This is a genomic window from Sphaerisporangium sp. NPDC005288 (assembly GCF_040607475.1).
Taxonomy (GTDB): Bacteria; Actinomycetota; Actinomycetes; order Streptosporangiales; family Streptosporangiaceae; genus Sphaerisporangium; species Sphaerisporangium rhizosphaerae.
Genome location: NZ_JBEXGT010000001.1, coordinates 266,451 through 289,298, shown reverse-complemented (window position 1 = coordinate 289,298; position 22,848 = coordinate 266,451). Strand labels below are relative to the sequence as shown.

General features: G+C 72.6%; 20 protein-coding genes. 15 read left to right on the top strand and 5 right to left on the bottom strand.

Annotated elements, in window-relative coordinates; all coding sequences use genetic code 11:
- Positions 1-85 precede the first annotated feature (85 nt).
- From miaB to ABZU32_RS01170, 8 genes are all read left to right on the top strand, one after another.
- Positions 86-1,582 carry a tRNA (N6-isopentenyl adenosine(37)-C2)-methylthiotransferase MiaB gene (gene miaB / locus ABZU32_RS01205; RefSeq protein ID WP_354915472.1) on the top strand — a complete coding sequence of 499 codons (1,497 nt, stop codon included), beginning with the start codon at positions 86-88 and terminating at the stop codon, positions 1,580-1,582.
- Positions 1,583-2,651: 1,069 nt separating this feature from the next.
- Complete coding sequence (locus ABZU32_RS01200; protein WP_354915469.1) at positions 2,652-3,839, top strand: CAP domain-containing protein; 1,188 nt, start codon at positions 2,652-2,654, stop codon at positions 3,837-3,839.
- Positions 3,840-4,070: 231 nt separating this feature from the next.
- Positions 4,071-4,769 (top strand): hypothetical protein, encoded by a 699-nt coding sequence (locus ABZU32_RS01195; protein WP_354915466.1) that lies wholly within the window; start codon positions 4,071-4,073, stop codon positions 4,767-4,769.
- A 109-nt stretch (positions 4,770-4,878) separates the two neighbouring features.
- The gene (locus ABZU32_RS01190; protein WP_354835125.1) at positions 4,879-5,406 is read left to right on the top strand and encodes a methylated-DNA--[protein]-cysteine S-methyltransferase; all 528 of its coding nucleotides are present in this window, start codon (positions 4,879-4,881) and stop codon (positions 5,404-5,406) included.
- Positions 5,406-6,329 carry a tRNA (adenosine(37)-N6)-dimethylallyltransferase MiaA gene (gene miaA, locus ABZU32_RS01185; protein WP_354915464.1) on the top strand — a complete coding sequence of 308 codons (924 nt, stop codon included), beginning with the start codon at positions 5,406-5,408 and terminating at the stop codon, positions 6,327-6,329. Before ABZU32_RS01190 ends, miaA begins: the two co-directional genes overlap by 1 nt.
- A gap of 11 nt (positions 6,330-6,340) precedes the next feature.
- The gene (gene dapF / locus ABZU32_RS01180) at positions 6,341-7,189 is read left to right on the top strand and encodes a diaminopimelate epimerase (RefSeq protein WP_354915461.1); all 849 of its coding nucleotides are present in this window, start codon (positions 6,341-6,343) and stop codon (positions 7,187-7,189) included.
- 98 nt (positions 7,190-7,287) lie between these two features.
- On the top strand, positions 7,288-9,576 hold the full coding sequence (locus tag ABZU32_RS01175) for a tetratricopeptide repeat protein (protein WP_354915458.1): 2,289 nt from the start codon (positions 7,288-7,290) through the stop codon (positions 9,574-9,576).
- Positions 9,577-10,180: 604 nt separating this feature from the next.
- Positions 10,181-10,897, top strand: coding sequence for an HNH endonuclease family protein (locus ABZU32_RS01170; RefSeq protein WP_354915455.1), 717 nt, complete (start codon positions 10,181-10,183; stop codon positions 10,895-10,897).
- A gap of 266 nt (positions 10,898-11,163) precedes the next feature.
- On the opposite strand, the gene ABZU32_RS01165 is transcribed toward ABZU32_RS01170, so the two are convergent.
- The 3 genes from ABZU32_RS01165 to ABZU32_RS01155 form a co-directional block, all read right to left on the bottom strand.
- Positions 11,164-11,649 (bottom strand): PepSY domain-containing protein, encoded by a 486-nt coding sequence (locus ABZU32_RS01165; RefSeq protein ID WP_354915452.1) that lies wholly within the window; start codon positions 11,647-11,649, stop codon positions 11,164-11,166.
- Between the two features lie 203 nt (positions 11,650-11,852).
- A complete protein-coding gene (locus ABZU32_RS01160; protein WP_354915449.1) occupies positions 11,853-13,148 on the bottom strand; it encodes a HAMP domain-containing sensor histidine kinase in 1,296 nt (431 codons plus the stop codon).
- Positions 13,145-13,825, bottom strand: coding sequence for a response regulator transcription factor (locus ABZU32_RS01155; RefSeq protein WP_354915447.1), 681 nt, complete (start codon positions 13,823-13,825; stop codon positions 13,145-13,147). The genes ABZU32_RS01160 and ABZU32_RS01155 overlap by 4 nt, the downstream gene beginning before the upstream one ends.
- A gap of 176 nt (positions 13,826-14,001) precedes the next feature.
- Between ABZU32_RS01155 and ABZU32_RS01150 the strand changes: the two genes are divergently transcribed.
- The 7 genes from ABZU32_RS01150 (at position 14,002) to ABZU32_RS01120 (ending at position 20,777) form a co-directional block, all read left to right on the top strand.
- On the top strand, positions 14,002-14,586 hold the full coding sequence (locus ABZU32_RS01150) for a hypothetical protein (protein WP_354915444.1): 585 nt from the start codon (positions 14,002-14,004) through the stop codon (positions 14,584-14,586).
- A gap of 149 nt (positions 14,587-14,735) precedes the next feature.
- Positions 14,736-15,686, top strand: coding sequence for an SPFH domain-containing protein (locus tag ABZU32_RS01145; protein ID WP_354915441.1), 951 nt, complete (start codon positions 14,736-14,738; stop codon positions 15,684-15,686).
- Between the two features lie 135 nt (positions 15,687-15,821).
- Positions 15,822-16,634 carry a VOC family protein gene (locus ABZU32_RS01140; RefSeq protein ID WP_354915438.1) on the top strand — a complete coding sequence of 271 codons (813 nt, stop codon included), beginning with the start codon at positions 15,822-15,824 and terminating at the stop codon, positions 16,632-16,634.
- A 711-nt stretch (positions 16,635-17,345) separates the two neighbouring features.
- Positions 17,346-17,921: a CHRD domain-containing protein gene (locus ABZU32_RS01135; protein WP_354915435.1), complete on the top strand. Its 576-nt coding sequence runs from the start codon at positions 17,346-17,348 to the stop codon at positions 17,919-17,921.
- 430 nt (positions 17,922-18,351) lie between these two features.
- Positions 18,352-18,891, top strand: a complete 540-nt coding sequence (locus ABZU32_RS01130) for a Rieske (2Fe-2S) protein (protein ID WP_354915432.1) — start codon at positions 18,352-18,354, stop codon at positions 18,889-18,891.
- Between the two features lie 90 nt (positions 18,892-18,981).
- Positions 18,982-20,004 carry a sigma-70 family RNA polymerase sigma factor gene (locus ABZU32_RS01125; RefSeq protein WP_354915430.1) on the top strand — a complete coding sequence of 341 codons (1,023 nt, stop codon included), beginning with the start codon at positions 18,982-18,984 and terminating at the stop codon, positions 20,002-20,004.
- Positions 20,005-20,075: 71 nt separating this feature from the next.
- Positions 20,076-20,777, top strand: coding sequence for an IS3 family transposase (locus tag ABZU32_RS01120; RefSeq protein ID WP_354915427.1), 702 nt, complete (start codon positions 20,076-20,078; stop codon positions 20,775-20,777).
- A 73-nt stretch (positions 20,778-20,850) separates the two neighbouring features.
- On the opposite strand, the gene ABZU32_RS01115 is transcribed toward ABZU32_RS01120, so the two are convergent.
- Both ABZU32_RS01115 and ABZU32_RS01110 read right to left on the bottom strand, forming a co-directional pair.
- The gene (locus ABZU32_RS01115) at positions 20,851-21,591 is read right to left on the bottom strand and encodes an IclR family transcriptional regulator (RefSeq protein ID WP_354915424.1); all 741 of its coding nucleotides are present in this window, start codon (positions 21,589-21,591) and stop codon (positions 20,851-20,853) included.
- On the bottom strand, positions 21,588-22,847 hold the full coding sequence (locus ABZU32_RS01110) for a heterodisulfide reductase-related iron-sulfur binding cluster (protein ID WP_354915421.1): 1,260 nt from the start codon (positions 22,845-22,847) through the stop codon (positions 21,588-21,590). The genes ABZU32_RS01115 and ABZU32_RS01110 overlap by 4 nt, the downstream gene beginning before the upstream one ends.
- Position 22,848 lies beyond the last annotated feature (1 nt).

The window sequence follows — 22,848 nt, the reverse complement described above, 5'->3', positions numbered from 1 at the left end:
GCGGGGGCGCCGGCGGCCTGAGGGGCGGCGCCGGGGCGCTCCGCGTGCGCGCGGCCGCGAGGAGCGCCTACCCTTGTCTGTTGAGATGACTGTCACCGAGGAGCGCACCCGCACGTACGAGGTCATTACGTACGGGTGCCAGATGAACGTCCACGACTCAGAGCGGCTCTCCGGCCTGCTGGAGGACGCCGGGTACGTCCGCCCGGGCGAGGGCGAGACGGCCGACGTGGTCGTGTTCAACACCTGCGCCGTGCGCGAGAACGCCGACAACCGGCTGTACGGCAACCTCGGCCATCTGCGGCCGGCCAAGATGCGCAACCCGGGCATGCAGATCGCCGTGGGAGGCTGCCTGGCGCAGAAGGACCAGGGCGAGATCGTCCGCAAGGCCCCGTGGGTCGACGTGGTCTTCGGCACCCACAACATCGGCTCGCTGCCGGTGCTGCTCGAACGGGCCCGCATCGCGCAGGAGGCCCAGGTCGAGATCAAGGAGTCGCTCGAGGTCTTCCCGAGCACCCTGCCGACCAAGCGCGAGTCGCCCTACGCCGCGTGGGTTTCCGTCTCGGTCGGGTGCAACAACACCTGCACTTTCTGCATCGTCCCGGCGCTGCGCGGCAAGGAGAAGGACCGCCGCCCCGGCGACGTCCTCGGCGAGGTGCGCTCCCTGGTCGACCTCGGCGTCCTTGAGATCACGCTCCTCGGGCAGAACGTCAACACCTACGGGGTGGAGTTCGGCGACCGGCTCGCCTTCGGCAAGCTGCTGCGCGCCTGCGGCGACGTCGAGGGCCTGGAGCGGGTGCGCTTCACCTCCCCGCACCCTGCGGCCTTCACCGACGACGTCATCGCCGCCATGGCCGAGACGCCGAACGTCATGCACCAGCTCCACATGCCGCTGCAGTCGGGCTCCGACCGCGTGCTGAAGGCCATGCGCCGCTCCTACCGGGCCGAGCGCTACCTCGGCATCATCGAGCGGGTGCGCGCCGCCATGCCGGACGCCGCGATCTCCACCGACATCATCGTCGGCTTCCCCGGCGAGACCGAGGAGGACTTCCAGGCCACCCTGGACGTCGTCCGCGCCTCGCGCTTCGCCAACGCCTTCACCTTCCAGTACTCCATCAGGCCGGGCACGCCCGCGGCCACCATGGACGGCCAGGTGCCCAAGGAGGTCGTCCAGGAGCGCTACGAGCGGCTGGTCGCCCTGCAGAACGACATCTCGTGGGCCGAGAACAAGGCCCAGGTGGGGCGCACCCTGGAGGTGCTGGTCGCCGAGGGCGAGGGCCGCAAGGACGAGGCGACGCAGCGCATGTCCGGCCGCGCGCCCGACAACCGCCTGGTGCACTTCGTGCCCACCCTGCGCGACGGCGGCGCCGACGCCGCTCCTCCGCGGCCGGGGGACATGGTCACCGTCGAGGTCACCTACGCCGCGCCGCACCACCTGGTGGCCGACGGCCCCGCGCTGGGGCTGAGGCGCACGCGCGCCGGCGACGCGTGGGAGGCCAGAGAGAGCGCGGCCTGCGGAACCGGCGGCGGCGCGAGCGGCCCGGGCACGGTGTCACTCGGCATGCCCTCACTCCGCCGCGCCTGACCGAGCCCGTTCACCCCACCTCCACGACGATCAACACCGCGTCCTCGCCGGTCCCCGGCACGCGCTCCGCGGGCACGTCGGCGCCTCGCATGTCCTCTGTGGGCGTCGCGGTGTTCCGTGTGCCTTCCTCGGGCGCCGGGGCGTCGTCCGCCCGTGCCTGAGTTGACGGGCCGGCCGCGCCGGCCATGCCGTGGATGAGGCGTTCGCAGTAGTCCCTGCGGAAGTCGGTGAAGGTGGCGCAGGGGTTCGGCGTCCGGCGGGCGGGCCCGCCGGGCTTCTCGGGTCCGCCGGGACGGCGGGGCGGAGGCGCCGGCGCCGGGGTGGGCGCGGGGCGGGCTCGTGAGTCCGGGGGCGGTTCTGGCTGGTCGCGGTGCTCGGGGGGCGCGCTCGGGCGCCGGGACGCGGGCGGAGCGGGGCGGGGACGTTGCCGGGCTCCCGGTGGAGGTTTGGGACGGTCCACGAGCTCCAGGGGGCCGGGCCGCCGGTCGGGGAGCCGCCCTCCGTCCGTCACCGGGCGCCCGCGACGGCGCCCGCCATGCCTTCCCGACGGGCCGCCCTCAGCCCGGCCTCCGTCGCCGCGCCGGCTCGTCTCGGGGGCGCGCCCGTCTTCGGCCGCCGGCGGCCGTCCGGGAGGCGGCACCGCCTCGGTCCATGCGTGCTCGGGCGCGTCCGGCCGCGGTCCGGGGGAGACGGACGGCGGCTGACCTCCTCTTTTGCGGTGTTCGAAAACTCCGCCGAGCGAGGCGCGCTCACCCGGGCCCGTCCCGGAGCCCGGACGGGGTGTCGGGACGGCCTGCGCGCGCACTGACCGGGAAGCCGGATCGGGTGGTGCCGCCGAGGATCCCGGCGCGCAGGCGCCGGCTCCCAGGGTCACGCCGAGCCCCAATATTCCGAAGATCACCGCCACGCCGCCGCGCGGCGTCACAGTTCGACATGAGATCGGTCCAAGTGATGACAAGTCGTGATTCTTCCGTGATTGAGGTGCGGTAATTCGTCCTATGGGGCTAGTGTGACGACCGCCCGCGGAAGCCGGAGTGCTTTCCCCCCGATAGGCCGCAGGAGTCACCACATGGATCGGCACGACCATCCGTCGCCGGGCCGCTACAACGAGTCCAGCTCTGCACTGCCCCCCGAGTACCTCTCGTCGGAGCCCCCCTCCCCATCGGGCTCCCGGAAGCGCACCCTCGCCATCTGCGCCGCGGCGGCCGTGCTCGCCGCCGCCGTCACCGCCGGAGGGGTCATCACGCTGACCGGCGGGTCCGAGCCGGTGAGCCAGCGCTCGTCCGAGCAGGGGCCGGGCTCCGGCGACGTCGCGGCGGCCGGGGACGACGCCACGGACGACTCGGCGGACGACGCCACCTCGGACGACGCGTCCGACGGCGACGCCTCCTCGGGCGACGGCGGCTCGCCGGGTTCGGCCGGTTCGGGCGGCGGTGCCGACGGCTCCGACGGCTCCGGACAGGCCGACGAGGGCGGCACGCAGTCCGCGCCGCACGCCGACCAGGCCGAGCCGGTCGGAAAGGTCGCGAGCAAGCAGAAGATGACCGGCCAGACCGGCACGAAGACCGATCAGCAGGCCGAGGGCCAGAGCGGCGGCCCCGGCCCGGACGGTCCGGCGGGCTATGTCGAGCCCTACCCGCAGCAGCCCGGACGGTCAGCGGGGCTCGGCGACGACCCCGGTCCCCGGCCGTCCGCGTCGCCGTCGGCCAAGCCTTCGGCGTCGCCGTCCGCGAAGCCCTCGACCAAGCCCTCGACCAAGCCCTCGACCAAGCCGTCCCCCCGGCCCTCTCCCCGGCCCTCCGCCAAGCCGTCTCCCCGGCCGACGCCGAAGCCGTCGAAGAGCCCGACCAAGTCGACGGGCGGGTCCTCGTCGGTCGTGGCCGCCGAGAACGAGGTGGCGCGCCTGACGAACGCCGCCAGGCAGGAGCAGGGCTGCGGCCCGCTGCGCATCGACGAGCACCTGCGGGCGGCCGCCCGCGGCCACTCCGACGACATGGCGGCCAAGGGGTACTTCGACCACACCTCGGCCGACGGGCGCTCCCCGTGGGACCGCATCAAGGCGGCCGGCTACAGCTCCAACATGTTCGCCGAGAACATCGCGCGCGGCCAGGCCACGCCGGCGGCCGTGGTGCAGGGCTGGCTGAACAGCCCCGGTCACCGCGCCAACATCATGAACTGCAAGCTCAAGGCCATCGGCGTGGGCGTGCACTTCGGCAGTGGCGGCCCCTGGTGGACCCAGGACTTCGGCGGCACCTGATCCCCAGGCCGCCGACGCCCGTGACGGGCCGGCCGGGTTCCCCACGGACCCGGCCGGCCCGTCCGCGTTCTCCCGCGCGACGCCGGCCCGTCCTCGGCCTGCTGTGATCCCGCCGCGCGTGACCGGCCCGTCCGCGTCGCGTGTCAGGGCCGGTCCGGATCCCCGGCGGACCTGCCGGCCCGTGTGTGCCCCGGCGCTCGCTCGGTGGACGGGCGGGGCTAGCCTGATCTTGTGCTCGTCGCCGCGGCCGTGTGCCCGCATCCTCCGCTGATCGCGCCCGAACTCGCGGGCGCGGCCGCGCCGGAGCTGGACGGGCTCCGGGAGGCGTGCGTGTCGGCGCTCCGTTCGCTCGCCGAGGCGGCGCCGGACGTGCTCATCGCCGTCGGCGCCGCCGAGGAGATCGCCGAGCCGGTCGCGTACGGCCCGGACGCCGCGGGAAGCCTCGCCCCCTGGGGCGCCGACGTCCGCACCGGCGCCGGGACGCCCGTCCTGCCGCTGTCGCTGACCGTCGGCCGGCTGCTCGCCGACCTGGCCGGCGCCGGCCCGGTGGCCGGGTACCAGGCGGTGCCCTCCGGAGCCTCGCCGCAGCAGTGCCTGCGCGCGGGCGCGGAGCTGGCGGGGCGGGCCGGGCGGGTGGGCCTGCTGGTCATGGGCGACGGCTCGGCCAAGCTGACCGTCAAGTCCCCGGGCTACCATGATCCACGCGCCGAGGCCTACGACGAGGCGCTCGCGCGGGCACTCGGCGGCGCGGACGCCCGGGCCCTGGCCGCGCTGGACGCCGCCGAGGCGGCCGAGCTGTGGGTGGCGGGGCGGGCGGCGTTCCAGGTGCTCGCCGGTGCGGCCGGGGAGGCCCGGCCGCGCGGGGAACTGCTCTACCACGACGCCCCCTACGGCGTCGGATACCTGGTGGCCCGCTGGAGCCTCGGGTAGGCCGTCCCTCCGATCGGGACGAGGGCGCCTCCGAGTGTGGTTACGGTGAAGACAGGGGGACGGCGAGGGCCGTTCCCGCGACCGACGACGCGCGGATGGACATGATCGAATGGTAGACGTCGCCTTCGGCAGCGTGCCGACACCGCTCGGTGACGTGCTGGCGGCCCTCACCCCGGACGGCGTGGCGGCCACGGCCTTCCAGGACGGCGACCGGGTCCGCCGTGAGATCCTCGACCGGCTCGGCGCCCGCGCGGTGGACGACCCCGGCCGCACCGCCCTTGCCCGCGAGGAGCTGGCCGCCTACTTCGCCGGGCGGCTCACCGGGTTCACGGTTCCGGTCGACTGGCGCCTGATGTCCGCGCTCCAGCGGCGTGTGCTCGGCACGCTGTACCAGAGCGTCGCCTACGGGAAGGTGACGACGTACGGCGAGCTGGCGGTGAGCAGCGGCGCGGGCGTCCCGGCCCGCGCCATCGGGTCGGTCATGGGAAGCAACCCCATCCCGATCATCGTGCCGTGCCATCGCGTCGTCGCGGGCAACGGCCTGGGCGGGTTCAGCGGCGGTGACGGCGTCGACTCCAAGCGCTGGCTGCTGACCCTCGAAGGCCATCTCCCGCCCACCCTCGACTGGGAGCTGTGATGAACGGCGAGCGGCGGCGCGGGCGTCCTCCGGTGGTGGCGGTCGTCGGGCCGACCGCGGCGGGCAAGTCCGACCTGGCCGTGGACCTGGCCCTGCGCCTGAGCGGCGAGGCGGTCAACGCCGACTCCATGCAGCTCTACCGCGGCATGGACATCGGCACGGCCAAGCTCACCCTCGCCGAGCGGCGCGGCGTCCCGCACCACCTGCTGGACGTCTGGGACATCACCGAGACGGCCAGCGTGGCCGAGTACCAGAGCATGGCCCGCCCGCTGATCGACGCCATGGTGGCCAGGGGCACGGTGCCGGTCCTGGTGGGCGGCTCCGGGCTGTACGTGCGGGCGGCCCTGGACGACCTGCGCTTCCCCGGCACCGACCCGGGCATCCGCGCCAGGCTGGAGGCCGAGCTGGCCGAGGCCGGCCCCGAGGCGCTCCACCAGCGGCTGAAAGAACGCGACCCGGTCGCCGCCGAGGCCGTGCTCGCGAGCAACGGCCGGCGCATCGTGCGCGCCCTTGAGGTCATCGAGCTGTCCGGGCAGCCGTTCTCGGCCACGATGCCCTCCTACGACGCGGTGTACGAAAGCGTGCAGATCGGGGTCGAGGTGCCGCGGCCGGTGCTGGACGAGCGCATCGCGCTCCGCGTGGACCGCATGTGGGCGGCCGGGCTGGTCGAGGAGGTCAGGACGCTGGCCGCGCGGGGGCTCCCCGAGTGCCGCACGGCCGGCCGTGCCCTCGGCTACGCGCAGGTGCTGCGGTTCCTCGACGGAGAGTGGACCGAGGAGCAGGCCCGCGAGGAGACCGTCAGGGCCACCCGGCGGTTCGCCCGGCGCCAGCAGTCGTGGTTCCGGCGCGACCCCCGCGTCATCTGGCTGCCCTTCGACGCCCCGGACCTGCTGGAACGATCGCTGGCCCTCGTCGGGGCGTAGGATGTGGTGACATGCGCTTCGTCAAGGGCCACGGCACCCAGAACGACTTCGTCATCCTCCCCGACCGTGACGGCGGGCTCGACCTGCACGCCCCGCTGATCGCCGAGCTGTGCGACCGGCGGGCCGGCATCGGCGGCGGCGACGGCGTCCTTCGGGTGGTGCCGGTCAAGCTGAGCCCCGAGGCCGTGCAGATCGCCGAGCGCGCCCGCGAGGCCGGCGCCCCCACCACCGCCGAGTGGTTCATGGACTACCGCAACGCCGACGGCAGCATGGCCGAGATGTGCGGCAACGGCCTGCGGGTCTTCGCGCGCTACCTCGTGGACGCCGGCCTGGCCGATCCGGGCGAGTTCGACGTCGTCACCCGGGCGGGCGTCCGCCGCGTAAGGCTCGACCGCGAGGGCGACGTCACCGTCGACATGGGCATGCCCAAGGTGCTCGGCGAGAGCAAGGCCGGCATCGGCCTCAAGGAGTACGACGGGCTCGTCATCGACATGGGCAACCCCCACCTGGCCTGCGTCACCGGCGAGCCGGTCACCCAGCTCGACCTGTCGGCCCCGCCGGCGTTCGACCCGGCGGTGTTCCCCCAGGGCGTCAACGTCGAACTGCTCAACGCGGTGGGGGAGCGCCGGGTCGTCATGCGGGTCTACGAGCGCGGCTCCGGCGAGACGCCGTCCTGCGGCACCGGCGCGGTGGCCGCGGCGGTCGCGGCGGCCCGGCTCGGCGGCGACCCGCTGGGCACCTGGGCGGTCGAGGTTCCCGGCGGCCTGCTGTCGGTGACGCTCACAGAGAACACCAGCCTGCTGACCGGCCCGGCCGTCCTGGTGGCCTCCGGCGACATCCCCGCCGCTCACCTGCTCTGACACCGGCCCGCCGGCCCGGCGGGGCGCGCGGCGAGTTATCCCCACCGCACCGCCCGCATGTTTGGGACATGCTCTGTGAACTGGCAGACTGACCTGCCATGGACGTGGACATCTGGGCCTGGGTCGCAGACACCCAGCGGCAACTGCACGAAGCGGGGAACACCGGGCTGGCGATCGCGCTGGGTGACCTGCCCGCGCAGGCTTTCGAGGGCCGGTACGCCCAGCTCGACGTGATGGCGCCGGCGGTGGCCCAGCAGGCGGAGACGCTGGAGTTGCCCTGGCTGGAGCTGTTCGCCCGCCACTGGCACCTGGTGAGCCGCATCGGCGACCGCGCCCAGGGCGCGGCCGCCCTCGGCGACGCCGAGGCGCTGGTCGAGTTCGCGCACCGTGAGGACACCAAAGAGTGTCCTTCCGTTCCGGCCGCCATCGAGGCGCTGGCCGTCGCCCAGGCCAACACCGACGGCCCCGGGTACGCCGCCGAGCGCCTGGCCGCGCTGGGCGCCGCGCTCGACGGCCTGCGCCCCGACTCCCCGGCCTATTGCGGGCTGGTCACCCAGTACATCGCGGCGCTGTCCGACAAGGGCGAGGTCGAGCAGGCCGTCACCTACTACGAGTCCGCCGCCGCCGGGCGCAGGAGCGCCGACGGGCAGGTGAGCTGGGAGCTCGCGGCCGCGGGTGTGCGGGCGCTGCTCGCCGCCGGCCGCACCATGGAGGCGCTCACCGAGCTCGACGCCGCCAAGGAGTTCCCGGCGGACGACCCTGTGGCGAAGGACCACCGCGAGGGGGTGCTGCGCGCGCTGGTGCTGGCCTCGGCGGGCCGCAAGGCCGAGGGGCTGGAGGCCCTTCCCGACCTGGACGTGGTCGGCGAGCACCCGCGCGACTGGGTCGAGTGGGCCAGGGCCGTCCGCCTGCTCGACGGGGTGATCAGCAACACCTGGCAGCTCGGCCGGGTGCTGCGTCAGTGGATGTCCTACTTCGAGGCGATGGGAGTGCACCGCGGGCGGGTCGAGCTGGCGCTCATCGCCGGAGAACTGGCCGTGGCCCGGCAGGGCGTCTGGCAGGTCCGCGCGCTCGCCGACCTCGCCGAGGCGTGGCTGGGCGACCTGCGCGTCACCGAAGGGCTGCCCGAGCGGGTGGCCGCTCTGCGCTCCGCGGCCGACGCCGCCGTGCCGCCCCCGCCGCCGGGCCCGCAGCCCGAGCTGGTCGCCTACTTCGACGCCGCCGACGGCCACAACGCCGACCCCGAGCGCTGGGTCGGCTGGCTGTGGCCGCTGTCCGGCACCGACCTGGAGGCCACCCGCCGGCACACCACCACCCTCGGCTTCCTCGGGTACGCGCCGCTGGGCGCCGACATCCTGTGGAAGACGATCGTCGATGACGCCGACCCGGCCGCCGCGGACGACGAGGACGTCGCCTACCTCACCGGTGTGCTGATCGAGGCCGAGCAGGACGAGCGGCTCGAGCGCTTCGCGGCCATGCTGCCCCCGGCCTCGTCCCACCTGGCGCTTTCCCGTCTGCACCGGGCGCGCGAGCGCTGGGCCGAGACCGCGGCGGAGGCCGAGCAGTCGCTCTCCTCCGGCGCGCAGGGCACGGTCGCGCTGGAGGCCCGCCGGCTGCTCGCCGGGGCCGCCCAGCAGCTCGGGGACAACGTCAAGGGCGCGGCCATCCTGCGTGAGCTGGTCGAGTCCGACGCCGGCGAGGAGGAGGACGTCTGGCGCATGATCGTCATGGCGACCGCCTCGGAAGACTGGGCGCTCGTGCGCGAGGGCGCGGCCAAGCTCGGCATGCCGATCGAGTCCGCCGAGGGCCCCATCGAGGAAGAGTGGCACCTCGTCCGGGTCGTCCTGCCCGTCTCCGACGGCAGCCGCCGCGAGGTGCTCTCGGTACGCACCGGCCCGGCCACCGCGCGGCTGCTCATCCCGCAGCCCCGCGGCATGGACTACAACGCCGGCGACATCGTGGTCATCGACCCCCGCCCGCTGGAGCCGGTCCCCGACAGCGCCGAGGAGCAGGAGAACTACGTCATCCCGTTCGCCGGCGTGGCGATGCTGCGCCCGGGCGGCTACACCAGCTGGTTCTTCGACGGCGCCGCCCCGAGCGAGGAAGACTGGACCGAGTTCAACGAGGTCCTGGCCGAGCGCGGCTGGCCCATGTGGGTCTACAGCGACGAGAACTACTCGGTCACCCACCCCTCCAGCGGCGAGCGACTCCAGGGCGTCTACGGCTGGATCGCCGTGCCGCCGGGGGTCGAGGCGGTCGAGCTCGACGCCCTGCTCGACGACGCCACCGAGCGCTGGAGCCACCCTCTGGCCTGGCTCGACCTGGCCAGGAGCGCCGGCATCGAGGTCGAGCGCCACGAGCGCATCACCAAGGAGTACGGGCTCTGACCCATCGCGGTGTCCGACCTGCGGTGGCGTCTGATCCACGGTGGCGTTTGAGCCACGGTGGCGTCGGACCTGCGGTGGCGTCTGATCCACGGTGGCGTCGGACCTGCGGTGGCGTCTGAGCCACGGTGGCGTTCGTTCCACCGGGGCTTCTGCCGCACCGCGGCGTCTGATCCAGAACGGGCTCTGATCCTTCGCGGCGTCTGAGTCCAGTGCGGACTCCGATCCACCGCGGCGCCCCTGAGCACCTCAGGGGCGCCGGCCGGCCCCCGGCCGAGCGTCACGCTCGCCGGGGGCCGCTTCGTCCTCCCCGCGTCGCCGGCGCGGTTCCGGCTCGACGGGCGATTCCGCGGGCGGACGGGAGCCTGGTCGCCCCATGAGGTCGCGATCGTCCTGAGCTCCTCCGGCGCGGCACGCTTGATCGTTTCGGAGGTCGGTAGTGACGTCGGGGTGGCCCGCCGGTCGGCGGATCTTGCTGTCGCGGTTTGCCGTAATCGCTACTTTCGTGGGTACTTGCTATACCTAGGCATTACTTCTCGTTTACCTGGGGGTGGCAGTGCGCCTGCGTGGATCTCGCGCGATCGTTGCCGGAGCGGCGGCGGCCGTCATGCTCACGGCATGTGGTTCCCTCGATGCCGGCAACGCGGGGATCGGGACCGACGGCGGGCCGGGCGGAGACGGCGGCGGCGGCTCGACCGGTGTCAGCCCGCTCGACAATCCCAAAGGCACCGATCGCGGCCTCGGGACGATCAAGTCCGCCAAGGACCGCGCCGCCGCGGTGGCGATCATCGAGAAGGTGCCGACCAAGGGACGCGGCCCCAAGACCGGCTACAGCCGCGACGAGTTCGGGTATGCCTGGGCGGACAACGCCGAGTCCATCCCGTTCGCGCACAACGGCTGCGACACCAGGAACGACGTCCTGGCGCGCGACGGCGAGAAGCTGAAGTACCGCTCCGGCTCCAAGTGCGTCCTGACCTCGATGACCCTGCACGACCCCTACACCGACAAGACGATCGAGTGGAGCAAGCAGGACGCCGCCGAGGTGCAGATCGACCACGTCATGCCACTCTCGTACGACTGGCAGATGGGCGCGTCGCGGTGGAGCAAGTCCCAGCGCGTCCAGATCGCCAACGACCCGCTGAACCTGCTGCCGGTGGACGGCTCGACCAACTCCTCCAAGGGCGACTCCGGGCCCGCCACGTGGCTTCCCCCGTCCAAGAGCATCCGGTGCTCCTACGCCGTCCGCTTCGCCCAGGTGGCCCTGAAATACGACCTCCCCGTCACCGCCCCCGACAAAGACGCCATGCTCACCCAGTGCCGCTGACCCGGAGACCGGGCCACCGTCGCTGATCCAGATGCGGGCGGCCGCGGATGCCCAGAGGCCGGACCACCGTCGCCGACCGGGACGCGGGCCGTTGCGGATGCCCCAGAGGCCGGACCACCGCCGGCCTGGGGACGCGGGCGGCTGCGGCGGGCTCAGGGGGCGGGAACGGCCGCCGGTCTGGTCGTGTCCGCCGGCCGTGGTGCGGATCTCCTCCATCCCGTGCCCCGCGGCGGTCGTCCGCCGCGGGGTAGGGGACGGATGCGAGATCAGTCGTCGTCGTGCTTCTGGCGGAACTTGACGATCGCGCCGGTCCTGACGGAGACGTAGACGCGGTACTCGACGCCGCGCTTGTGCAACTCGACCTTCCAGACCCGCCGGCCGTGCTCCCATTCCCGCTCGACCTTGCCGACCCGGGCGCCGGGGACGCGCTTCTTGGCGATCCTGATCGCCTGCCGGTAGCCGATCGACGAGCCGGTGACCTGGCCCGCGGCCGTCGTCCCGGTCGCCGTCGAGACGGTCGAGCCCGTGGAGCCCGTGGAGCCCGTGGAGCCCGTGGAGGCCGTCGAGGTGGTCGAGGCGGTCCTCCCGCCGGTCCCGGCGGGGGTCAGGGCGCCGGTGGAGGTCCTCCCGGAGGAGACTCCCAGGGCCGATGCGGCCGAGGCGGCGACGGCTCCGGTGCCGAGGACGGCGACGATCCCGGCGCCGGCGATGGCGAGTCTGGCGGTCCTGCCGAAGTGGTGTGTGTTCGTCATGGGCCAAGGCTCCCGCCGTCCGCCCTAACCCCGCGCTGCGGCGACGTTAAGGCCCCCCTAAGAGCGACGGGCCGAGCTCTTGTCCGAGGGGCCGGGCGGCGGGGCGGGAAGACGGCGAATCCGGCGCCGCTGTGCGGCGGGGAGACGGCGGTTTCGGCGTCGCTGTGCGGCGGGGGACTCAGTGGGCGTTTCCGGTCGCGGCGTCAGGTGACCGGTGAGGTGGGAGCGGCCAGGTGGAGGGTGATCCGGGCGCCGCCGGTGGGGGCGGGTCCCAGGGACAGGGAACCGCCGGACGCCTCGGCGGTGCGCCGGGCGATGTCCAGGCCAAGGCCCGTCGAGCCGGCGCCGCTTCTGCCCCGCTCCAGGAGATGCCCGTCTTCCACGGCGAGACGGAACCCCGGCCCGGAGTCGGCGATCTCCAGCCGCGCGCCGCCGCCCTCGGCGGGCGCCAGTCGCACGGAGAAGGCCGCGCCCTCGGGGGTGTGGGCGAAGACGTTGCCGAGCAGCGCGTCCACGCAGGCCGACAGCTCCGCCGCGCTCACGGCCACCGTGAGCGGCCCCGGCGGCACGTCCACCTCCGTGGTCCGTCCCTGGTCCTCGGCCAGCACCGACCAGAACCTCACCCGCTCGGCCACCACCTGGGCCGCGTCGCAGCTCGCCTGCTCGCGCGAGCGGCGGCGCACGTCCGTGATGACCGAGGTCACGGCGCGCTCCAGCGCGTCCACGCGGAAGCCGAGCCGCGTCGCCTCCTCAGGATCGGCCAGCGATTCGACCTCCAGTCGCAGCCCGGTGAGGGGCGTGCGCAGCCGGTGGGAGATGTCGGCGGCCGTCTCCCGCTCCTCCGCCAGCAGGTCGCTGATGCGTCCCGCGAGATGGTCCAGGGCCAGTCCCACCGCGCGCACCTCGGCGGGCCCGCCGGGGGTGGTCCGCGCAGTGAGGTCCCCCGCGGCCAGCCGGTGCGACACGCGGGCCAGCCCGCTCATGGGGCGGGTCAGCGCCAGGGCCAGGCGGTCTGCCACCAGGATGCCGACGCCGATCAGCGCGAGCCCGAGGAGCAGCATGCCCAGCCACACCTCGCGGACGCCGCGGTGCAGGTCGTCCTCGCCGAGGAACGCCCGGACCACCGCCGTGCCGCCGGGCACTCCCTGCACCGCGACCAGCACCTCCAGCCCCGCCGGAGTCTCGGCCGTCAGGCTCTGCCCGCGCGCGGCCAGCTCCGCGGCGGCCGACCGCGGCGCCGGCGCCCCCGCGAGCCGCCCGTCCGGCAGGAACACGGTGATCGCGTGCCCGCTCGCGGCGGAGGTGCGCTCGGCGGTCAGTGTGAGTCCCGCGAGGTCCGCCGTCCCGACCGCCGCCGCGACCGACTGCGCCTCGGCGGTCGCCTGGGTGACCGCGCTGCTCTCGGCCAGCGCCCGGACCAGCAGTGCGAGCGGCACCAGCAGCGCGATGAGCACCAGTGAGGTGGTGGCCGCGACCAGCAGGGCGAGCCAGCGCCTCATGACGGCTCGACCAGTTTCACTCCGACGCCGCGCACGGTCTGCAGGTAGCGGGGTTCCTGGGCGGTTTCACCAAGTTTGCGGCGCAGCCACGACAGATGGACGTCGACGGTCTTGTCCGCCCCGCCGTAGGGCACCTGCCACACCTCGGTGAGCAGCTCCCGCTTGGTGACCACCTGGCCCGAGCGGACCGCGAGGTAGTGCAGCAGGTCGAACTCGCGCGGCGTGAGGTCCAGGGGGGTTCCGGCGAGGACGGCCTCGCGGCTGCGGGGGTCCAGTCGCAGGTGGCCCACCGTCACCGAGGTGTCGGTGCGGCTCTCGGCGGTGCGCCGGAGGACCGCGCGGACGCGGGCGTCGAGCTGGGCCGCGCTGAAAGGCTTCACCACGTAGTCGTCGGCTCCCGCGTCGAGCAGGCGGACCACCTCGGCGTCGCCGTCCCGGGCGGTCGCCACGATCACCGGCACCCGGCTGACCGCCCGGAGCATGCGCAGCATCTCGGTCCCGTCCAGGTCGGGCAGGCCGAGGTCCAGGACGACCAGGTCGGGGCGCTCGGCGACGGCCATGCGCAGCCCCTCCAGCGCGGTCGGCGCGGAGGACACGGCGTGACCGCGGTCACGCAGACCTCGCATGAGGGCGGTGCGGATCGTCGCGTCATCCTCGACGAGCAGGACAGTGGCCATGGGCGGTTACGCTAACCGGTCCGGCTCACAGGTATGAACCGTGTTATGTCGCCTTTAACCCGGCCTTAGGCTTCGGCCAGGGAACATCGGCCGTATGAGTCCACGACCACGGAGGCACACGTGAACGGCCGCGAGGACACCTCCACGGGCGTGGGTGGCCTGAGGGCGCGGTCGGCGTGAACCGGCGGCCGCTTCTGGTGGTGGGGGGCTGGCTGGTCACCGCGGCCGTGGCCACCGGCGCCGGCGTCGTCGTGACCACCTTCCTCGGGGACGCCGTCACGGGCTCGGCCACCAGGGCGCTCTCGCCCGCCGACGTGCGGCGCTCCCTGGACGCCGCGGCACCACTCTCCGGGGGCCCGCCGCCGTCCGACGGCCCTGCCGCGGCCCCGTCCTCTTCCGCGGCCCAGGCCGCCTCTTCGCCCGAAGCCGCTTCGTCCCCCAGGTCAGGGGCCGCCTCAGCGGCGCCCACCGCCACCCCGCTGGCCACCCCGTCCGCCTCGCCGTCCGGCCCGGTCGCCTCGCCGTCGACGCCGGCGGGGACCAGCAAGGTCATCGCGGCGCGAGGGGGAGTGGTGGTGGCTCGCTGTGAGGACGGCCTGGTGAGGCTGCTGTCGTGGACGCCGGCCCAGGGCTACGAGGTCAAGGACGCCGAGCGCGGACCTCGGGACAAGGTGCGGGTGCGGTTCGAGGGGGAGTCCAGGACCGAGATCGAGGTCCACTGTTCCGGTGGCAGGCCCGTCTCCCGGGTGAAGATCGACTGAGGCCGCCTCTCCGCGCTCCGGGCCGCTCGTCCACAGGCGCCGGGCGGCGGGAGGCGCTTGTCCACAGGGGCTTGAGAGTGGCTCCGCCGCTCGGGCCCGGTGTTCTAGGATCGGCCGACCGTAAAGCCTGAGTAAGGATTGGGTGGCCGATGAACGCACGTAAAAGCACCGGTGACGCCGTGCAAGGCGGGAGGCGCGGACGGTTACTGCTGCGGGGCGTCCTGCTCGCGGTGATCGCCATCGTGGTCCTGGGGTTCGTCGCGACAGGGTGCACCAAGGTGAGCACGGCGCCCGACGAGGTGAGGCTGCACTACGCCGGGGGCCCCTTCGAGGCGATCAAGTTCGTGAAGTGCATCAACCCCTCCAGCGGCGCCGTCTATCTCGGCCCGGGCGACACCTCCTACTCCTATCCGTTCGGGCAGCGCACCTTCGACTTCTCCGGCTCGCCGGACGCCGAGTCCAAGCCGATCACCATCGTCTCCAAGGACAACGTGGAGATGGAGGTCGCCGGGTCGGCGACGTTCACGCTCAACACCTCGTGTGAGACCCTGCGCCGCTTCCACGAGAAGATCGGGCTGAAGTACGGGTCGTATTTCGAGGGTTCCGAGTCCTCCGACGGCTGGCGGCGCATGCTGAACTTCTACTTCAAGCAGCCCCTCGACCGTGCTATGGACGCCGCCTCGCAGGAGTTCGAGTGGAAGAAGCTGTTCAACGATCCCGACGCCAAGCAGCAGTGGGAGCAGCGGGTCGGCCAGTTGGCCCGGCAGTTCATCAAGGAGACCGCCGGCGCCGACTACTTCTGCCAGCCCAACTTCGCGGGCTCGGGTGACTGCGGGGATGTCGTGCTGACCATCCAGAAGCCCGAGCCGCCGCAGTCGCTCATCGACGCCCTCGCCGCCGAGCAGGCGGCCAAGCAGCAGAACCTCGCTCAGCAGCAGATCAACACCAAGGTCAAGACCGAGCTCGAATCCATCAAGGACCTGGTGAAGGTGCTCGGCCCGCAGGGCGCCATCCTCTGGAAGGCCATCCAGGACGGCAGGGTGCAGGTGGTGCCGGTGCCGCAGAACGGCTCCATCAACATCACCCCCCAGTCACGCTGACCCCACGGCATATGCGTTGATTTGTGGGGGTATGTCCAGGTAGTGGCAAGCTTGGGGGTCCGGCGGAAGCACGGTCCGGCGTGGATGGAAGTATGCCCCTGAGGACATGGCACCGTCTCTGGGGGGAGATCTGTGATGTCGGAGCGCTGGCGCTACCCGGACGGCGCGCCCTGCTGGCCGGAGCTCACCACGCACGACGTCCCGCGAGCCGCCCGCTTCTACGCGGACGTCTTCGGGTGGACCTGCCGCGATCTCGGTCCCCAGGTCTGGCACTACACGATGTGCCTGGTCAACGACATGCCGGTGGCCGCCATCACCCCGCCGGCGGTCGGTCTGCAGAACGTTGACCCGGCCTGGAACACCTACCTCGCGACCTCCGACGTCGAGGCCTCGGCCGTGCGGGTCGAGGCCAACGACGGCAAGCTGGTCATACTCCCCACCACCCTGCCCGGAGAGGGGCGGTTCGCCCAGGCCGCCGATCCCGAAGGCACGCTGTTCGGGCTGTGGCAGCCGGGCACCCACATCGGGTCGCGCCTGTACGGGGATGTCGGCGCCATGTGCTGGAACGAGGTCAACGCCAGGAACGCACGGGTGACCGATGACTTCTACCGCTCGATCTTCGGCTACAGCCAGTGCCAGGTCGGCGACGGGGTCGACTACGACTACGTCGTCTGGAAGGTGCGGGAGGTGCCGGTGTGCGGTCGGTTGCGCGTCCCGTACGAGTACGAGTGGGTGCCCCGCCACTGGATGCTGTACCTGCGGGTGAACGACTGCGCCGAGGCGGTCGCCCGCGTGGTCCGGGGGGGCGGGTCGGTGCACATCCCCGAGTACGAGTCGCGCAGTGGGCCGGTCGCCGTCGTGTCCGATCCCTTCGGCGCCGACTTCGCCCTGTGCCAGCACCCCTTCGGCGCCCATCCCGTCGGCACCATGCCCTTCTCCTCCTGCTGACCCGCCCGTCCCGCAGCGGGGTCCGGCCGTTCCCGGCCGGCCGCCCGGCGGCGCATCGGGACGCCCGGGCGGCCCGGGCATGATCTTCCCCCGCGGCACGGACATCTGAGCTGAGATCACCTCGCGGTGCCGAGCGGACGGACCGGTCGTTTCGCCGGAGTCAGGACAGTGCTCCCCCACTGGAATTTGGCCGGCACGGGTGGACACGGCGATCTCTGTGGACGACGACCACGGCCCGTTTCATCCCGAGGTTGTCCAGGTACAGGCCCGAATTAATTCGAGCCGGTTTGTTATCTCCTGTAGTGAACGCTTTTCCGTCGGCCGTTCACCGGGCCGGAAAAGCGCGCACCCCGGGTTTCGCGCATCCTTGCCGAAATGGCCTCAGGGTGGGTGTCCGGAGAAACGGGGGATATTCTCGCGCCGCCCACCCTTGCGCGGGGAAAGGCGTCCTTCCGCGAGACCGGTGGAGATGGGGCGAATTGAAGATCATCCTATGGAATTGTTCATGATGATCATCATCAATGATGTTTTCCCAGGTCAAAGGCATCAGTGATTGATGATGACGGTGTGGGTCCTCCCTCCGCAATGGTCTTATGGTGAGCCGTGTGGCGTCGATCGCGCGTCTTGTGCAAAGAAGTACCGCTATTGTCTTCCCTGCTGTCGACAGCGACAAAACAGACTCACGGCGCAGCGGAGAGGATTACGGTCAACATGGGTGAGCAGTTCGGCAACAAGCGTATTTCGTGGCGACGACTCATGGTCGGAGCGACGGCCGGGACGGTCGCGGCGATGGCCGCCGGCACGGTGATCGCCGCGCCCGCCGGCGCGGCGCCCCAGTCGGCCGCGCACACTCTCGCGGCCACGGCCCACACGGCCACTACGGCGACGTCCGCTTCGTCAAGGAAGTACTACTTCGAGGCTGGGCTTCTGGGCCGCAACGAGGTGCCTGAGCCGGGCAAGAAGGTCAATGACCGTGACGGCAGGGCGGTGGCCCGCTTCCGCATCAGCGGTAAGCGGATCTACTACATCGTCCAGTGGAGCAGGACCGGCAGGCCGACGGCCTTCCACATCCACCGGGGCAAGGCGGGCGTGAACGGTCCCGTGGTCATCAACCTGCTGTCCAGGGGCGACATCCGCGGCAACATCGCGCGCGGCTCCGCCGTGGCCAGCAGCAGCCTGCTCAGGGACATCAAGAACCACCCGTCGAAGTGGTACGCCAACCTGCACACCGCCCAGTTCCCCGACGGCGCGGTGCGTGGCCAGCTGCACACGGGCAGGCGCTGGTAGTCCGCTTCCCGGACCGCCGGGCCACGTACGCGGGCTCCGGCCACGGCGTGTCGCGGACGCACACGGCGTATGCCGGGGCAGGGGAGGACTTCCGATGATCGGGTGACTCCCGCCGCGGGTGGAGAGTTCGGGGCGGCGCCGGCAAGCCCGGTCGCCGCCCCGTCGCGACTCTCCGCCTCCGTCATCGCGCCCAGGCAGGTGACGGCTTTTCGGACAGTCCGGTATGTGTGGAAAAGTACGTGGTCACCTTCACGGGGACTCCGGCAAGCTCCTCAGTGTTCCGCTCGACGTTCCGCTCAGGAGCCGCCGTTCAGGCGCGATGACCTCGGACGAGAGTCGAACGACCATCCGACACACCCCCGGCCGTCACGGGACGCCGCTCCGGCACGCGTCACGACCGACGGAGGGGAAGCACCTGGAGGACCACCGTATGTGCACGAAGTCTGGTCAGGAATGCCAGGCGCTCAGCGCCGTGACCGACGACCGGCGAAAGGAACCGTCCACGACGGATGCCGCGGCGGGCGCCTCCCGCCGGGCCGCCATCGTGGGCGTGGGAGGCGCCGGCCTGGCGACCGTCCTGGCCGCCTGCGCCGGCAGAGGCGCGATCAGCGCCGACATCGGCTCCTCCTCTTCCGGTGCCTCCGCACCCAGCGGGAGCGCCACCCCACCCACCGCCACGACGAGCGGTACCAGCCTCGCCAAGACCTCCGACATCCCGAAGGACGGCGGCAAGGTCTTCCCGGACCACAAGATCGTCATCGTTCAGCCCGCCGCGGGCAAGTTCCGGGCTTTCAGCGCCGTCTGCACACATCGAGGGTGCCTGGTGGACGACGTCTCCTCCGGGATGATCAACTGCCCGTGCCACGGCAGCATGTTCTGGCTCGACGGTAAGGTCATGGGCGGCCCGGCCACCAAACCCCTGACCGAGATTCCGATCAAGGTCGACGGCGACACCATCTCGCTCGCCTGAACCAGGCGGGCCGCCGTCCGTCGCGGTGGACGCGGCACGGCCGCCGGTCATCGGGATCCGGCACCCCATGTGAGCACCGCGGCCGTGTCCATGTCCCGGTCTCGACCCATGAGGCGAGATCGGCGGGCGTTCGGCACAGTGTCGCGGTGTCACCGACCTGACCGATATGGAGGGACCGTCACGTTCGCCGACGCAGATCTCGTTCGCGAGGCCCAATCCGGCGACGCCTGCTCGCTCGGCCTGTTGCTGGCCAGGCACCAGGCGGACATGCGGGCGGTGGCACTGAGCATTCTCGGACACGGCCCCGATGCCGAGGACGCCGTCCAGGAAGCCGTCCTGATCGCGTTGCGCCGTATCGGGGATCTTCGTGATCCCGATGCCCTGGGGCCGTGGCTGCGGGCGATCGTCCGCAACGTCTGCCGGATGCACCTGCGCGCCACCAGAGCGATGCCCGTCGAGGCGGTGGAGAGGCTGGTCCTCCCACGCGAGGAGCCCGATCCGGCGGAACTGCTGGAACGGCACGTCCAGCGGGACTGGGTCTGGCACGCTCTCGACGAGCTTTCGCCGCGCCTGCGGCTGGTGACGATGTTGCGGTATTTCACCCAGGTCACCGCCTATGAGCACATCGCGGAAGTGTGCGGCATCCCCGTCGGCACCGTACGGAGCCGGCTCAGCCAGGCGCGGGCCAAGCTGTCGCAGGCACTGCTGGCGACGGCGAGCCTGGCCCACGACGACGTGGCCGCCCAGGAGACCAGGCGCCGCAGGCAGGCCGAGGAGACGCTGCGGGCGGCCGGAAGCGGTTCGTTCGCGGAGGCGCTGACGGATCTCTGCTCGCCCGCGGTGGAGATCACCACGGTGAAGGGCGAGACCACGCCGGGTTTCGGCTGGCTGCTGGGGGCGATGAACCGTGATCTCGAGGCCGGTGTGCAGCAGCGCCTGGGCGACCTCGTGGTCGGCCGTGACGTGGTCATCTGGGAGAACGACCTCATCAACCCGCCCGACGATCCCTTCCACTGCCCGCCCACCGTCGTCTGGGTGAACTTCCTGCACGCGGACCGGGTCCGGAAGATCCGGCTCGTCCATCCGCGTCCCGCCGGGAACTCCGCACGTTGACCGATCCGGAAATCGAACTCTCCGCGTGAGCGACGCATCTTGTCTGTGTCAGATGACCGGGGGATGCACGCGTGCGCGCCCTGGGACGCCCCGCAGGCACTCAGCAGAAGAAGATCACACCGCCCATGCCCCCTCCGCACCCCCCCGAGTTGCGCCGCCGTGCGGTCGAACTCGCGCGCCGAGGTGACATATCGCTCCTGAGGCTCGCGAAAGAGCTCGGCATCAGCCGCTCGTGTCTTCGGACATGGCTGAAACGGGACGCCGCCGAGGCGAGGTCCGGCGCCGGGGATCGGCCGGCCCGCGAAGTCAGGAAGGAGCTCGCCGAGCTCCGCGGCCGGAACAAGCGGCTGGAGACGGAGAACGACGTTCTCAGGCGGGCGGTCGAACTGGCCCTGGGAGAGCGTTCCCCCAAGGTGGTCTACTCGCTGATCCGTAAGCTCGCCGACGGCCGTGTTCCGGTCGCGGTGGCCTGCCGGCTGCTCCGGGTGTCGACATCGGGCTATTACGACTGGCTCGGGCGTCCGGAGCCGCCGCGCGCCCTCCGGGACAAGGAACTCACCGAGATGATCCGGCGGATACACGCCGACTCCGACGGCACCTACGGCTCGCCGCGCGTCTACGCCAAACTACGGTCGGATCTGGGTGAAGAGGTCAGCCGCAAGCGCGTCGAACGGCTCATGCGCGAAGCCGGCCTGCGGGGCGCCCACGGCTCGCCCTCGCCCTCGCCCTCGTCCGCGGCCCGCGCCCGTCCCGGGCCCCGCCCCTCAGCATGAGGCGCGAGGCGCTCCGGACGACCCGGTCCCGGACGACCCGGTCCCGGACGACCCGGCCCCGGGCGGCCCGGTGTCAGTGTGCCGGGAAGATCTCGCGCCCGAAGTCCGCGGCGATCTCGCGCATGCCTTCGGCCAGCTCCTCGCGGTCCAGCGCCTCGATGCGCTCCACCGGTCCCGAGATCGACATGCCCGCGATCACCCGGCTCCCGTCCCGCACCGGCACCGCCAGGCAGTGGACGCCGAGCTCCTCCTCGCCGAAGTCCATCGCGTACCCCCGCGACCGCACGGCGTCCAGCTCGGCCAGCACCGCCTCGACCGTCGTGATCGTGTGCTCGGTCCGGCGGGGCAGGCCCGTGCGCGCCAGGATGCCGGCCGCGTCCGGCCGGTCGGCGAGCAGCACCTTGCCGACGGCGGTGCTGTGCGGCAGGACCCGCCTGCCCACCTCGGCGAACATCCGCAGCCGCCGAGGGGAGGCCGCCTGGGCCACGTACACCACGAAGTCGCCCTCCAGCACCGCGAGGTTGGCCGTCTCGCCGGACAGCGCCACCAGCTTGGAAAGGTACGGCTGCGCCCACACGCCGACCATGCGCTCGGCCGCTCCGCCCAGCCGCATCAGCGCGCCGCCCAGCGCGTACCGGCGGTCGGACTCCTGCCGGACGTATCCCCGGCTCAGCAGCGCCTGCAGCAACCGGTGGATCGTCCCGTAGGGCAGCCCCGTGCGGGCCGCGATCTCCGACAGCCCCGCCTCCCCGCCCTGGTCGGCCAGCGCCTCCAGCACGTCCAGGGCCCGGTCGACGCTCTGGACCGTGCTCATCGCGCCCGGCCGAGGGTCACGGGGGACAGGCCGCGTAGGGAGGCGTCGAGGAGTTCGGCGGTGTGGGCGACACGGATGTGCTCGCCTCGCCGGCGGGCGGCGGCGGCGATCTGCATGGTGCACCCGGGATTGGCCGAGACCAGCAGGTCGGCCCCGACGCCGAGCACCCGCGCGGCCTTGCGGTCGCCCAGCTCGCGCGCCGCGACCGGCTGGAACAGGTTGTAGGTTCCGGCCGAGCCGCAGCACATCGCCGCGTCCGGGATCTCCCGCAGCCGCAGCCCCGGGACGGCCGCCAGCAGCGCCCTGGGCTGCGCGCGGATGCCCTGGGCGTGCGCCAGATGGCAGGCGTCGTGGTAGGCGACCGTGATCGGCAGCGGGTGCCGTTCGGCGATCGGGCCCAGCTCGGCCAGGTACTCGGTCAGGTCGGCGAACCGCAGGGCCCGCGCCCGCGCGGCCCACGCGGGATCGTCGGCGAGCAGGTCGGCGTACTCCTTGGTGCTGGACCCGCACCCGGCGGCGTTGACGACGACCGTGCCGACGCCCGCCCGCTCGAAGGTCTCGATCGTCCGGCGGGCGAACCTCGCCGCCTCCTCGGGACGGCCGGAGTGCACCGACAGCGCGCCACAGCACCCCTGACCTCGCGGGATGACCACGTCGCAGCCCTCCATCGCCAGGACGCGCGCCGTGGCGGCGTTGACGCCGGGGAAGAACTCGCCCTGGACGCATCCGGTGAGCAGTCCGACGGTCGCCCGGCGCTCGCCGCGCGCGGCCACCCGTCGCGGCAGCCGTGCCCGGTGGCGCGGGACGGGCGGCGCGAGCTCGGCCATGGCGGCCAGCCGGGGGTCGACCCGTTCGAGCAGGGGGCGCAGCCGCGGCGTGAGGCTGCGGCTCAGCCGAAGCGGCAGGCGCAGCGCCCGCAGCCGCCGCGGGTAGGGGAACAGGGCGAACACGAGCGCGCGGAACGCCCGCTCGGCCGGCGGGCGGTGGTGCGCCCGCTCCACCTCGGCCCGCGTGGACTCGATCAGCCGGTCGTACTGGACCCCCGAGGGGCAGGCGGTGACGCACGCCATGCACCCCAGGCACGCGTCGAAGTGGCCGGCCATCTCAGGGGTGATCGGGGTGCCCTCGACGTGCTGCTTCATCAGGTGGATGCGTCCGCGCGGGGAGTCCATCTCCTCGCCCCACAGCTCGTAGGTGGGGCAGGTTGGCAGGCAGAACCCGCAGTGCACACAGTCGTTGATCAACTCGGGGTTCATC

Bases quoted from the DNA above. Each gene is read 5' to 3' on its own strand.
- miaB (WP_354915472.1), top strand. From the start codon at position 86: ATGACTGTCACCGAGGAGCGCACCCGCACGTACGAGGTCATTACGTAC.
- ABZU32_RS01200 (WP_354915469.1), top strand. From the start codon at position 2,652: ATGGATCGGCACGACCATCCGTCGCCGGGCCGCTACAACGAGTCCAGC.
- ABZU32_RS01190 (WP_354835125.1), top strand. From the start codon at position 4,879: ATGGTAGACGTCGCCTTCGGCAGCGTGCCGACACCGCTCGGTGACGTG.
- miaA (WP_354915464.1), top strand. From the start codon at position 5,406: ATGAACGGCGAGCGGCGGCGCGGGCGTCCTCCGGTGGTGGCGGTCGTC.
- dapF (WP_354915461.1), top strand. From the start codon at position 6,341: ATGCGCTTCGTCAAGGGCCACGGCACCCAGAACGACTTCGTCATCCTC.
- ABZU32_RS01175 (WP_354915458.1), top strand. From the start codon at position 7,288: ATGGACGTGGACATCTGGGCCTGGGTCGCAGACACCCAGCGGCAACTG.
- ABZU32_RS01170 (WP_354915455.1), top strand. From the start codon at position 10,181: ATGCTCACGGCATGTGGTTCCCTCGATGCCGGCAACGCGGGGATCGGG.
- ABZU32_RS01165 (WP_354915452.1), bottom strand. From the start codon at position 11,649: ATGACGAACACACACCACTTCGGCAGGACCGCCAGACTCGCCATCGCC.
- ABZU32_RS01160 (WP_354915449.1), bottom strand. From the start codon at position 13,148: ATGAGGCGCTGGCTCGCCCTGCTGGTCGCGGCCACCACCTCACTGGTG.
- ABZU32_RS01155 (WP_354915447.1), bottom strand. From the start codon at position 13,825: ATGGCCACTGTCCTGCTCGTCGAGGATGACGCGACGATCCGCACCGCC.
- ABZU32_RS01145 (WP_354915441.1), top strand. From the start codon at position 14,736: ATGAACGCACGTAAAAGCACCGGTGACGCCGTGCAAGGCGGGAGGCGC.
- ABZU32_RS01140 (WP_354915438.1), top strand. From the start codon at position 15,822: ATGTCGGAGCGCTGGCGCTACCCGGACGGCGCGCCCTGCTGGCCGGAG.
- ABZU32_RS01135 (WP_354915435.1), top strand. From the start codon at position 17,346: ATGGGTGAGCAGTTCGGCAACAAGCGTATTTCGTGGCGACGACTCATG.
- ABZU32_RS01130 (WP_354915432.1), top strand. From the start codon at position 18,352: ATGTGCACGAAGTCTGGTCAGGAATGCCAGGCGCTCAGCGCCGTGACC.
- ABZU32_RS01125 (WP_354915430.1), top strand. From the start codon at position 18,982: ATGTCCCGGTCTCGACCCATGAGGCGAGATCGGCGGGCGTTCGGCACA.
- ABZU32_RS01115 (WP_354915424.1), bottom strand. From the start codon at position 21,591: ATGAGCACGGTCCAGAGCGTCGACCGGGCCCTGGACGTGCTGGAGGCG.
- ABZU32_RS01110 (WP_354915421.1), bottom strand. From the start codon at position 22,847: ATGAACCCCGAGTTGATCAACGACTGTGTGCACTGCGGGTTCTGCCTG.